The 11,610-nt window shown below is 61.0% G+C and carries 13 protein-coding genes; 7 read left to right on the forward strand and 6 right to left on the reverse strand.

Going from position 1 to position 11,610, the window contains the following annotated elements; translation table 11 throughout:
- Positions 1-498: 498 nt before the first annotated feature.
- Together BFP96_RS18430 and BFP96_RS18435 are read left to right on the forward strand one after the other, a co-directional pair.
- Positions 499-1,029: a GNAT family N-acetyltransferase gene (locus BFP96_RS18430; RefSeq protein WP_065936769.1), complete on the forward strand. Its 531-nt coding sequence runs from the start codon at positions 499-501 to the stop codon at positions 1,027-1,029.
- Positions 1,030-1,172: 143 nt separating this feature from the next.
- Complete coding sequence (locus tag BFP96_RS18435) at positions 1,173-2,585, forward strand: MFS transporter (RefSeq protein ID WP_065936770.1); 1,413 nt, start codon at positions 1,173-1,175, stop codon at positions 2,583-2,585.
- Here the strand turns inward: BFP96_RS18435 and BFP96_RS18440 are convergent.
- Entirely contained in the window at positions 2,572-3,540 is a 969-nt protein-coding gene (locus BFP96_RS18440; protein WP_065936771.1) for a DMT family transporter, read from the reverse strand. The genes BFP96_RS18435 and BFP96_RS18440 overlap by 14 nt on opposite strands.
- Before the next feature lie 93 nt (positions 3,541-3,633).
- Between BFP96_RS18440 and BFP96_RS18445 the strand changes: the two genes are divergently transcribed.
- Complete coding sequence (locus BFP96_RS18445; protein WP_065936772.1) at positions 3,634-4,542, forward strand: LysR substrate-binding domain-containing protein; 909 nt, start codon at positions 3,634-3,636, stop codon at positions 4,540-4,542.
- 168 nt (positions 4,543-4,710) lie between these two features.
- Here BFP96_RS18445 and BFP96_RS18450 read toward each other — a convergent pair whose 3' ends face one another.
- The 3 genes from BFP96_RS18450 to BFP96_RS18460 form a co-directional block, all read right to left on the reverse strand.
- Positions 4,711-6,003 (reverse strand): PQQ-dependent sugar dehydrogenase, encoded by a 1,293-nt coding sequence (locus BFP96_RS18450; RefSeq protein ID WP_065936773.1) that lies wholly within the window; start codon positions 6,001-6,003, stop codon positions 4,711-4,713.
- A complete protein-coding gene (locus tag BFP96_RS18455) occupies positions 6,000-6,422 on the reverse strand; it encodes a DUF2231 domain-containing protein (protein ID WP_065893202.1) in 423 nt (140 codons plus the stop codon). Before BFP96_RS18455 ends, BFP96_RS18450 begins: the two co-directional genes overlap by 4 nt.
- A 116-nt stretch (positions 6,423-6,538) precedes the next feature.
- Positions 6,539-6,862 (reverse strand): hypothetical protein, encoded by a 324-nt coding sequence (locus tag BFP96_RS18460; protein WP_065893205.1) that lies wholly within the window; start codon positions 6,860-6,862, stop codon positions 6,539-6,541.
- Between the two features lie 252 nt (positions 6,863-7,114).
- On the opposite strand from BFP96_RS18460, the gene BFP96_RS18465 reads away from it, so the two are divergent.
- Genes BFP96_RS18465 through BFP96_RS18475 form a run of 3 tightly spaced genes read left to right on the forward strand, consistent with a single transcriptional unit; the run spans position 7,115 to position 9,436 of the window.
- Complete coding sequence (locus BFP96_RS18465; protein ID WP_065936774.1) at positions 7,115-8,143, forward strand: UV damage endonuclease UvsE; 1,029 nt, start codon at positions 7,115-7,117, stop codon at positions 8,141-8,143.
- 40 nt (positions 8,144-8,183) lie between these two features.
- Positions 8,184-8,663 (forward strand): AAA family ATPase, encoded by a 480-nt coding sequence (locus BFP96_RS18470; RefSeq protein ID WP_065936775.1) that lies wholly within the window; start codon positions 8,184-8,186, stop codon positions 8,661-8,663.
- Positions 8,660-9,436: a nucleotidyltransferase domain-containing protein gene (locus BFP96_RS18475; RefSeq protein WP_065936776.1), complete on the forward strand. Its 777-nt coding sequence runs from the start codon at positions 8,660-8,662 to the stop codon at positions 9,434-9,436. Before BFP96_RS18470 ends, BFP96_RS18475 begins: the two co-directional genes overlap by 4 nt.
- A gap of 75 nt (positions 9,437-9,511) precedes the next feature.
- Here BFP96_RS18475 and BFP96_RS18480 read toward each other — a convergent pair whose 3' ends face one another.
- Positions 9,512-10,066 carry a cysteine hydrolase family protein gene (locus tag BFP96_RS18480; RefSeq protein ID WP_065896825.1) on the reverse strand — a complete coding sequence of 185 codons (555 nt, stop codon included), beginning with the start codon at positions 10,064-10,066 and terminating at the stop codon, positions 9,512-9,514.
- Positions 10,067-10,159: 93 nt separating this feature from the next.
- Positions 10,160-10,723, reverse strand: a complete 564-nt coding sequence (locus BFP96_RS18485) for a TetR/AcrR family transcriptional regulator (protein WP_065887297.1) — start codon at positions 10,721-10,723, stop codon at positions 10,160-10,162.
- Positions 10,724-10,864: 141 nt separating this feature from the next.
- Between BFP96_RS18485 and BFP96_RS18490 the strand changes: the two genes are divergently transcribed.
- Complete coding sequence (locus BFP96_RS18490; RefSeq protein ID WP_065936777.1) at positions 10,865-11,566, forward strand: glutathione S-transferase; 702 nt, start codon at positions 10,865-10,867, stop codon at positions 11,564-11,566.
- Positions 11,567-11,610 lie beyond the last annotated feature (44 nt).

Consider the following 11,610-nt stretch of genomic DNA (forward strand, 5'->3'; position numbering starts at 1 on the left):
GCGTCCTGCCGGGTTACCCACGGATTCAAGCCTGCGTTCGGCCAGCGTGGTTTAACGGGGCGCCTGAGATCAAAAGCAAAAGCGCGGCGGCCTTAGAGCCGACCGGTATCTTGTGTCGATTCCGGTGCAAATGTGGGAGGGGGCTTGCCCCCGATGACGGCCTCAGGGCCGACCAGAATGTTGGATTGGACCGAGTACATATCCCTCTCTGCGGTCACGGCCACTTAGGGTTCCGCCCTGACGGCGGCTCACTTTTGAAAAGCGCAAAAGTAAGCAAAACGCTCATGCCCCACCACTCGGCACCTCGCCTAGGCTCGGTGGGCCAGCGTGGTTTAACGGGGCGCCTGAGATCAAGATCAAAAGCAGGTCAAGATCAAGAGCGGCTCGCTGCGCATCGTAGTTACGGTTGGGGGCTACAGAGTTGTGTAAATGCCTATGCCTATGCCTATGCTGGGTGGGTTTGTGAGCCATTAGTTTTTACCCCAGTGGAGCCATCTGATGCCAGACAACTCGTCACGCCTCGTCTACCGCGCACCTGTTCCAGAAGACCTGGAACAGTTATTCGCCATCTTCGGCGATCCCCGGACCAACCTGTTCAATCCTGCCGGCCCTATGGCCGGTATCGAGGACGCCCGGCGCCTGCTGGGCCGATGGATCGAGCAGTGGTCCTGCGAGGGCTACGGCTGGTGGGCGATTGCGCGGCGCGAGAGCCCCGAGCAGATCATCGGTTTCGGCGGCATTGCACCGCTCGACTATCTGACCGTGCGGCGCATCAACCTCGGTTATCGATTCGCCGTGCAAGCCTGGGGGCAGGGCTATGCCACCGAGGTCGGACGCGATGCCCTGGCGCTGGCGTTCGATACACTGGGTGTGCCAGAAGTGTTCGGACTGGTAAGACCCGATCATACGGCGTCGATCCGGGTTTTGAAAAAAATCGGCATGCAGCCATTCGGTCTGCTGGACGATGTGCCCGGCCAAGCCCCTAGTCTGGTAATGCGCATTTGTCATCCTACAACTGTAACTGCCTGAAGTTCTTTCAGCCCCGGTAGAGCCTGGCTGACAGCAATCTTTGAGATTGACACTGTCAGAGCGTACCGATATAAAAGTCATGGTTGTACGACGACATATGACGTTGCATATGTCCTGCCTAACAAAAATAAAAAAGTGATGCCATGAATCTGAACGAGCCCATCAGTGCCCATCGTGTTGGCCAGGCGGTCGGCAGCTATCGCTGGACGATCTGCGCGATGCTGTTTTTTGCCACGACCGTCAACTACCTCGACCGTCAGGTGCTCAGCCTGCTGGCGCCGCAGTTGTCGACGCAATTTGGCTGGAGCAATACCGATTACGCCAACATTGCGGCGGTGTTCCAGTTTGTCTACGCGATTTCCATGCTGTTCGCCGGGCGCTTTGTCGATAGGATCGGCACCAAGGCCGCTTACATCGTGGCGATCGTTATCTGGTCCACCGGCGCGATCATGCATGCGTTCTCGGTGCAGATGGGCGAGGGCATTGCGGCTGTTAGCACGGCCATCGGCCTGGCGGTGATTCCTGTGTCGATTGCCGGTTTCATGCTGTCACGCGCGGTGCTGGCGATAGGTGAGGCGGGCAACTTTCCCATCGCGATCAAGGCCACGGCCGAGTACTTCCCCAAGAAAGAACGCTCTTTTGCCACCGGCATCTTCAACTCGGGGGCCAACGTGGGCGCGATCCTGGCGCCGATCTGTGTGCCCTTGATCGCCGGGATGTGGGGTTGGGAAGCGGCCTTCATGATCATCGGCATGCTGGGTTTTGTATGGGTGGCGGTCTGGGCCGCCGTGTACGAAAAACCGGAGCAGCAAAAGCGGCTGTCGGCCGCAGAACTGGCCTACATTCGCAGTGATCAGACCGCACAACCCTTGGCGCCAACCCCTACGGGCGCTGCGGGCGCAACCGCAAAAAAAGTCTCATGGTTCAAGTTGCTGACCTATCGTCAGACCTGGGCCTTTGCCTTCGGCAAGTTCATGACCGACGGTGTGTGGTGGTTCTTCCTGTTCTGGCTGCCCACGTTCCTGTCGGCGCAGTACGGCATGAAGGGCGCCGATATCGTGATGCCCCTGGCCGTGCTGTACAGCATGACCATGGTCGGCAGTATCGGTGGCGGCTGGTTTCCCAGCTATTTCATGGCGCGGGGCGATGCGCCGTATGACGGCCGCATGAAAGCCATGCTGGTGATCGCGCTGTTCCCGCTGGTGGTGTTGCTGGCGCAACCGCTGGGCTACATCAGCTTCTGGGTTCCGGTCTTGCTGATCGGCGTGGGGGCCTCGGCGCACCAGGCGTGGTCGTGCAATATTTTCACCACGGTGTCGGACATGTTCCCGCAGAAGACCGTCGCGTCGGTGGTCGGTATCGGCGGCATGGCCGGCGGCCTGGGCGGCGTGGTGATGACCAAGATCGGCGGCTGGGTCTTTGACTACTACAAGTCCGTCAATGACATCCACACCGGCTACATGATCATGTTCGCAATCTGTGCCCTGGCGTACCTGGTGGCGTGGAGCGTGATGAAGGCGCTGGTGCCGCGCCACAAGGAAATCACTGATCTGTAGCGCTGCCTTGAAACGTAGCATCGGCCAGAATGATCCGAACTGACATCACGACACCGACCAGCACTGCGGCCAGCCCTGCGGTTTCCATGGGGGTCGGCCAACGCTGATGAAACCAGAGCCCGAGCAGCATGGCGAACAAGGACTCAAGGGCAATCAATTGGCCGCTGAGTACCATGGGCAGGCGCCGCGTCGCCGCATTCCAGGCCCAGGCACCGACGACGGTGGACATCACGGCAATCACCAGGCTCCAGGCATACAGCGCCCATGCCTGGCTCCAGCCGGCGCCAAGGGTTGGCAACCGCAACAGGCCTGTCGCGTATGTCCACGGGAGGATGAACAGCGCTGCGGCACCGGCGCCCGTCAGCATCAGGGCGGTCCACAGGCCTGTCACGTGGGCAGGCAGGTGCGCCATCTGCTTCTGGTTGATCACGCTGAAGCCCAACCATAAGGCTACCGCGCCCAAGGAAAAAAACAGCCCGGCCAGCCAGGATTGGGGGCTTAGCGAGGCCTTGTGGAGGCTGCTGATATTGGTCAGCAACAGCCCCAGCGTGATACAGCTCAATGGCATCACCAATAGGCGCCAGCGCAGGGTCTTATGGCCGGCATTGCCGATCAGCGCCAGCAGCACCGGTACCATTCCAACAAAAGCCGGCGTCAACACCGGGCCGCCGAGTATCACGCCGGCAGCGATGCATACGCCATAACCCAGGCAGCCCCATGCGCCCAGCACTGCCGCGAGCAGGCATTGGCCGGGGCTCAGCGCAGGCAGTTGCGCGCGGCACAGGATTACCCCGGCTACGCCCAATCCGCCGGCCATCAGGAAGCGCACGCTCATCAGGTCGTAGACGCTGTACGCGCCCGTGACATAGGGCGCAATGAAATTCAGCGCCCAGCCGAGCGTGGCGATGATGGCGAATATCACGCCGGCGACTACAGAGGTGTGGGAAGTGCGCATCAGGCGGGTCCATGAAGTGATGGGGTCCATGGTGCCCAGCCACGCGGGTGTGCTACAAACGAGTTCTCGGTCCTGAATACATAACCTGAGATTATGAATCTACTTGGAAAAACCCTACCGCCTCTTGCCAGTCTGTTGCCGTTTGAAGCCGCAGCGCGCCTGGAGAGTTTTTCCCGGGCGGCCGATGAGTTGCACATCACCCAGGCCGCTGTCAGCCGGCAGATACGCGGGCTGGAAGATAATCTGGGGGTGAAGCTGTTTTATCGACGCAACCGTGCGGTGTTCCTGACTCGGGAGGGGCGTGAGTTGGGGCGGGTGGTCAGCCTTGCGTTGCAAAGCATCAGTGAGGGAGCGGCCAGCCTGAGGGCGTCCCCGCAGCGCAATCGGGTGGTGCTGCTGTGCCAGTTGTGCGAGGCGTTTTATTGGTTGATGCCGCGCCTGGCGACATTCCACCAGCAATATCCGCAGATTGAAATCCAGGTGGTGACGTGCACGCGGCCGATCACGCAGTTCAATGACCCTTTCGATGTCGCCCTGCAAAGTACCCGGCGCGCCAGTGGCGCCCATGCGCTGATGTTTACCGCCTGCGACGAGGTTTTCCCGGTGTGCAGTCCCGCTTACCTGTGCCCGGAACAACCGCTGGCGCTGCCTGAATTGGCGACCTGCACGTTTTTGCACCACAGCAGCGAACCACCGCACCTGATGGAGTGGGATGAGTGGCTGAAGGTGTTCGGTCAGTCATTGGCCCGTGATGCGCGCGGCGTCACGTTCGACAGCTACCCGCTGATGTTGCAGGCTGCCGTGGAAGGGCACGGTATGGCCATGGGCTGGCGTCGTACCGCAAGCAGGTTGATTGAAAGTGGGGCATTGGTCAGGCCCTGTGCCGAAAGCGTGTTTTTGCCAGAGGCTATTTCGGTGTACAGGCAGCAAGGGGCAGGTAATCGGGATGAGGTGGTGGCATTGCTGGCCTGGCTCGAGGCGCAGTTGCAGAGTGACGGCTGACAGGGGTGCGCGATGGCCCCTGTCAGTCAGTTAAGCGTACACCGTCCTCTGTAGGAGCGAGCTTGCTCGCGAAAAACTCACAGGCACCGCGTTCATCCAGAAAATACGCGTTATCGTCGACGTTCTTCGCGAGCAAGCTCGCTCCTACAAAGAGCCTTAAAGTCCCGGTTATTGATTGCGCGTAACGCGCCACACCGTGTTGGCCAAATCATCGGCAATGATCAGCGCGCCTTTCGGATCGACTGTCACGCCCACCGGACGCCCACGGGTTTTGCCGTCGTCACCGCGAAAGCCGGTGGCGAAGTCGACAGGCTCGCCGGCCGGTTTGCCGTTGCTGAAGGGTACGAAAATCACTTTGTAGCCCACCGGATTGTCGCGGTTCCAACTGCCGTGTTCGCCAACGAATACGCCGTCGGCGAATTTTTCGCCCATGGCCGGGATGGAGAAATCCACGCCGAGCGCGGCGACGTGGGAACCCAGGCTGTAATCCGGTTTGATCGCCGAGGCGACCTTGGCCGGGTTCTGCGGTTGCGCACGCGGGTCCACATTCTGGCCCCAGTAGCTGTAGGGCCAGCCGTAGAAAGCGCCTTCGCGTACCGAACTGAGGTAGTCCGGCACCAGGTCCGGGCCCAATTCATCGCGTTCGTTGACCACGGTCCACAACTGCCCCGAGCCGGGCTGGATAGTCAGGGCCGTGGGGTTGCGCAGGCCGGTTGCGTAGGGCCTGTGCGCACCAGTGGCGGCGTCGATCTGCCAGACCATCGCCCGGTCGATTTCCACTTCCATGCCGCGCTCGGTGATGTTGCTGTTGGAGCCGATCCCGACGTAGAGCTGGCGTCCGTCCGCGCTCACGGCCAGGGATTTGGTCCAGTGATGATTGATTTGCGCCGGCAGGTCGGTGACTTTGGTCGGAGCGCCGCTGGCCTTGGTCTGGCCGTCGGCGTAGTCGAAGCGCACCAGCGCATCCTGGTTGGCCACGTACAGTTTGCCATCGGCGTACGCCAGGCCGTAGGGCGCATTGAGGTTATCGGCGAACACTGTCTTGAGTTCGTAGGTGCCGTCGCCGTCAGCGTCGCGCAACAGGGTGATGCGGTTGCCGCTCTTGACCTTGGTATTGCCCTCGGCCTTGATCAGGCTGGCGATCACGTCCTTGGGCTTGAGTTTGGCCGCGCTGCCGCCACGGCCTTCGGCGACGAGGATATCGCCGTTGGGCAGGACCAGGGTCTGGCGCGGGATGGCCAGGTCGGTGGCGATGGCGGTGATGCTGTAACCCTCTGGCACCTTGGGCTTCTGATCGCCCCAGGCGACCGGCTCGGCGATCTTCATGCTTGGCAGCAGGCTGCTTTGTTGCGCCGGCAGCTTGGGATCGGGGCCGTGGGCCTGGGTCTTGTCGCCTTCACCACCGCAGGCGGTCAGCAACAACGCTGCGCTTAACAGGGTCAATGTGCTGGTGGTTTTCATTGGGCAGCTCCCGAGCGCAGGTTAGTCAGGCCGATCCATGTCGCCAGCATCGCCAGCAGGGTGACGACTGCCGACAGCACCAGGCCGGTCGGCATCATGGCGTAGGCATCCTTGGCGTGCTGGAAAGCGTTGATCAGTCCCAACAGCCACGCGGCCAGCAGCAACACGAAGTAAGCGGCAGGACGACCCGCCTTGCGTTCGGCGCGCAGCAGATTGACCAGGGCGAACAACAGGGCAAATCCACTGAACACCAACGCACCGGCGATCAGCCATGAGGCGAAGTTGGCCCATTGAATTTGGTAAGTCTGGCCGTAGGCAATGTCACTGAGCAGGGCGCCCAGGAACAGCGGCACGCTGCCGGCGAGCAATGTCGCATGCAGCGGGCCTGGTGTGCAGCGATAGGTGGGGAGGGTGGTCATGGGCGATGCAGCTCCTTATCGTTCGGCACGCCTGGGGGCAGGTGTGCGATGTCTTTGCATAGCTTCTTTGCATAGCGTCTTTGCTTAGAAGAGGAGCGTGTCGCAGTTGAGAAAGTTCACTGAGGGTTCGTGTCCGAATGTTTATCGAACCAGTCGGCGTAGGGTGTGTTCACCACGTTATAGCGATTGAAATCCGGGCTGCCATCCGTCCACCACACCGGCCCGCGCTCACCGAGCGCGACCTTCGCGCGCTGTACCTGCTCACGGGCCTGCTTCAACTGCTGTGTGTCGCCAGAGGCCTTGGCCGCCTTGACGGCACGCCGTGCATCCATCAACGCATCCACCCAGCGCTGGCGTGTGGGTTCATCCAGCGCCGGGTTGGTGCGCCGCCAGAGTCGGCCCTTGAGCACGAAATAGCGGCCATCCGGGGTGTCAATCATGGTGCCAGCGCAGCACCCGCAGCACGCCCCACATCATCGACATCACAATCGCCAGCCAACCGGCGAACAGGCTGAAGAGTGTCATTGCAAGGTTCATAACCACCTCCATAACGTCGTCGTTTCAATGTTGTCGTGCAATAGGTGACCCCGCTGCGCACGCAGGATTCAACCGGATTGACCGAATGAACCCTTGGCGGCCTGCATCGCCTAAGCCTCTATAATCTTCCCGATGGCATATCACCAGGCGCTCCCATGACCCACCCCCGCATCGGCTTTGCATGCCAATACAGGCATCCCGAACGACTCCCGTCCGCCAGCGCCCTGAAGGCAATCGAAGGCCCGTTCAACCCGCGTACCACCACCTTGCGCTGGATGGACGGCGTCGAACCGCAGGTGGCCCGCGACAAACTGGTCGAGGTGGTCACGCACAATCTCGCCGCCCAATTGCGTCTGCTGGCCTACGTCGCCGAACTGCCGCCGACCTTGCGCATGCTGCGCCTGAGCAGTGACCTGCTGCCGTTCTACAGCCACCCGAAAGTCGCGGCTGTGTATCAGGACCCTGCCATCGCGCGCCAGTTGCAGGACGGCTTTGCCGCCATCGGCGAGCTGGCGCGGGCCTCGGATATCCGTTTGTCGTTCCATCCCGGCCAGTACTGCGTGCTGGGCTCGGAAAACCCCGGTGTGGTGGAAAACAGCCTGGCCGAGTTCGAATACCACGCCGACATGATCCGCATGATGGGCTACGGCCGCCGCTTCCAGGACCTCAAATGCAACGTGCATATCGCCGGCCGGCTGGGCGTGGCGGGTACCCGCGCAGTCTGGTCGCGCCTGTCCGACGTGGCGCGCAACTGCATCACTTTCGAGAACGATGAAAAGACTTACGGCCTGGACCATTGCCTGCAAGTCGCCGACCTGGCGCCGGTGGTACTGGATATTCACCATTGCTGGATCAACGAGGACGAGTACATCGACCCGCACTCGCCCCGCGTCGCCAGGGTCATCGACAGCTGGCGCGGCGTGCGGCCGACCCTGCATTACTCCCAGCCCCAGGAAAGCCTGCAGGCCCTCGGGTTTGACGCCGAGCACAAACTGGAAATGTCCGCCTTGTTGAAGGTGGTTTCCAAGCGCGACCTCTACGGTCACAGCGCGCAAATGTGGAACCGCTGGACCAACGACTACGCGCTGCAGTTTCTGGATCGCTTCGACATCATGCTCGAAGCCAAGGACAAGAACGTCGCGGCCCTGGCGTTCCATGGGTATTGGCAGAGCCAATCGGCGTGAACCATGGCATGCTTCACGGCCTGACAAAAGGAACCGTCCCATGGCTACCCTGCACCTGCTCTGCGGCAAGATCGCGTCCGGCAAATCCACCCTTGCCGGACGTCTTGCCACCGATCACGCCGCTGTCCTGCTCAGCGAAGACCACTGGCTCGCGACGCTGTATCCCGGCCAGATCCAGGCGATTGCCGATTACCTGACCTGTGCCCGGCAGATGCGCGGTGTGGTGGGGCCGCTGGTGATCGATCTGCTGGCGTCCGGCGTCAACGTGGTGCTGGATTTTCCGGCCAACACCCTGGCCAATCGCGAATGGCTGCTCGGCCTGGCGCAGGCCGCCAAGGCAGCGCATTGCCTGCATTACCTGGAACTGGATGACGCCGCCTGCCGTGCGCGGCTGCGCGCACGCAATGCCCGCGGCGAGCATGACTTTGCCGCGACCGACGCCGAGTTCGACCTGATTACCCGCCACTTTTGCGTGCCGGGTGAGGAGGAGGGGTTGTTGATCGAGGTGCATCGGCCGTGAGCGCTGAATGTCCTATCGGTGTTGACGTCGAGGGCCACATTGTCACCGTCGATGCCGTCCCTGTGCAGCCCGAGTTCGAGCCTTTATTGAAGGATGTGTTGGCGACGCTTTCACAGCCCGCATTCGGCCTGGAGGGTATCTACCTGTACGGCAGTGTCGCCCGGGGTGATGCCAATGCCGAAGCGTCCGACCTCGATCTCACCCTGGTCCTGCGTGATCCACCCCAGGCAGCGGTGCTTGAACAACTCGAACTGACGCGGCTGGCACTGGAACGGCGGCATTCCTGTGTCAGCAAAATCGATTTCGACATCGGCCATCGCGCGCAGGTATTGGCGCCGGAAAACCACAATCGCTGGGGCTTCTGGATCAAGCACCATTGCCGATGTGTGTGGGGCGATGACCTCGGATTGCGGTTCGAGCCATTCCGGCCAAGCCGAGACATCGCCCTGGCGCTCAACGGTGATTTTGCGCAGGTGTTGTCCCGCTATCGCGCGTCTATCCTGCAGGCCGCGAACCCACCGCAGCGCCTGCACTTGCAGCGCGAAGCCGCACGCAAGTTGATCCGCTCCACGCATACGCTGCGTTCACCCGACGCACTGATGTGGCCGCAAACGCTGGAGGAACATGTGGCGATGTTCACCCAGCGTTATCCCACCAGAGTCGCGCAAATCGCGTATTTTCTCTTTGAAGCCAGAAACCCGAGCGCCGAGTGCGCGGCATTTTTGCAGCGTCTTGAGGCTTTTGTTGAGTGGATGGCGTCGCAGTCGGAATAAACCAGGAATGGGTCGGCTGCGCCGTCCAGCGCGAGGAAGCGCCCTCGCCACTGCAGTTTTTCAAACTGACACCGTTCAGGCCAATAGTGCTTCGGTCTCAAGCACCCTGGCGTAATCCATCGCCAGGTTACTCAACGACAATGCATGCACGTCTTCCGCCGGCCATATCCGTCCCGACAAATCAGTCTGATCGAAGGTGAAACAGGCATCCGCGACGACGATAACGTCAAAGCCCAAGTTGCCAGCCGAGCGTGCCGTGGACTCCACTGAGTTGTTGGTGATGACCCCGGCGATTACCAACTGCTTGATCGAGCGCGTGTGCAGCCAGCGTTCCAAGCCCGTGGCGATGAAGGCATCCGGGACGTTTTTTTCCATGACCTGTTCATTGGCCAACGGGTGCAACGCGTCCTGGAATTCACAGCCAGGCTGTCCTGGCCAGAAAACCGAGCCTGGGGAGCGGGAAATATGCCGCACATGAATAATCGGGCGTTGCGCCTGTCGCCATGCGTTGAGCAGCTGTTGTATATGCCGTTCAGCGTCTGGATTGTTGCGTCGACCCTGCGTGGGATTGCCCATGCCTTTTTGCATGTCGATGATCACCAACGCAGCGTTCGTCGCTAACGGTTCCATGGTCTGTGCTTTCACGTACGAAACGCGAAACATAGCAGCCAGGGCGGGGCGGCGAACAGTGATTTAGGCGTAATGTGCTTGGGCCTCAGTCCGTCACACCGGCAGCAACCCCGCCTCCTGATAGCTCTCGACCAGTTCATCAAACAAACCGATATCCGCACGCGTGCGCGCAATCAATTGCGCGCCGGCGACAGCCGTGTAGATCGCTCGGGCGCGGCGCTGGCAGGTTTCTGTGTCGCCCAGTTCCAGCTCAATGAGGCGTGCGGCGAGCCACGCTACGTTGATATCGGCGAACGCGACGATTTCTTTTTTGACCGGCTCGGGCAAGTCCTGGTACTCGGCCGCCATAAAGCTGGACAGGCACAGCCGGTTGCCGTTTTCGAGTGAGGTTCGAAAAATGCCTGGGTAGCGCCGCAGGCTGTCGCGCGGGTCAGGGGTTTCGCGGTGGATGGCTTCGAGCACGCCGGCGGTGTCTTCCCAATAGCGTTTGGCTACCGCCGCGCCAAGCTCGGCTTTGCTGGGGAAGTGGTAATAGATACTGGCGTTCTTGATCCCCACCGTTTCGCCGATGCTGCGAAAGTTGATGCCGCTGTAGCCGAAATGCTGCGCGGCGATTTTGGCGGCTTCCAGAATGGCTTCCCGGGCGTTCTCGCTCACGTATTGAGTCCTCGTGGGTTGGCGACAGGGGGTCGATTCTACGCGCAAAATATTTCACCTGCCAACTGACAGGTAGTGGTTGACAGCGACGGATAAAGCTCGCAATCTTTGCCTACCACTTGACAGGTAGGCAGATAAACCATGACTTTTCAGCAAACACAGTCCACGAGCGCCCAAGACCCCGTGCTTAAAATCTACGATTGGTATAACGGGCCTTATCCGGCGCGTGTTCGAATCGCCCTGGCCGAAAAAGGGCTGCTCGCACACACCGAATTCGTCTCTATTAATCTGTGGGAAGGCAAGCACAAGCAGCCGGCTTTTCTGGCCTTGAACTACTCCGGAACCCTGCCGGTACTGGCGTTGCAGGACGGCACGCTGATCGCTGAGTGCACAGCCATCACCCAATACCTCGACATGCTGGACGGCCACCCGCTGCTCACCGGCAGCACGCCCAAGGAGCAAGGCCTCATCCATATGATGACGCGGCGTGCGGAAATTGAAGTGATGGATGCGGTCAGCGTCTACTTTCACCACGCCACACCGGGGCTGGGGCCTGAGGTTGAGCTGTACCAGAACGCGGAATGGGGCGAGCGTATGCGTGACAAGGCGGTAAGGGGCATGCGCCACTTCGACGCCATCCTCAAGACCCGGCCGTTCGTGGCGGGCGAGGCGTTTTCGATGGCCGACATTGCCCTGCTGGGCGGCCTGATCTTCGCGGCGTTGGTCAAGCTGGCCGTGCCTGCGGAATGTGAAGCGCTGCATGCCTGGCACGCGACGATGAACGAGCGCGCCAGCGTCAAGGTCTGGCGAGCGATGGTGCAGGAGGGCGATCTGCAGAACTGAAACGGCGGACACGCCTGATACCAGGCAAGCGTCGTAGGACACAG

The organism is Pseudomonas sp. 34 E 7 (genome assembly GCF_900005715.1).
Lineage (GTDB): Bacteria > Pseudomonadota > Gammaproteobacteria > Pseudomonadales > Pseudomonadaceae > Aquipseudomonas > Aquipseudomonas orientalis_A.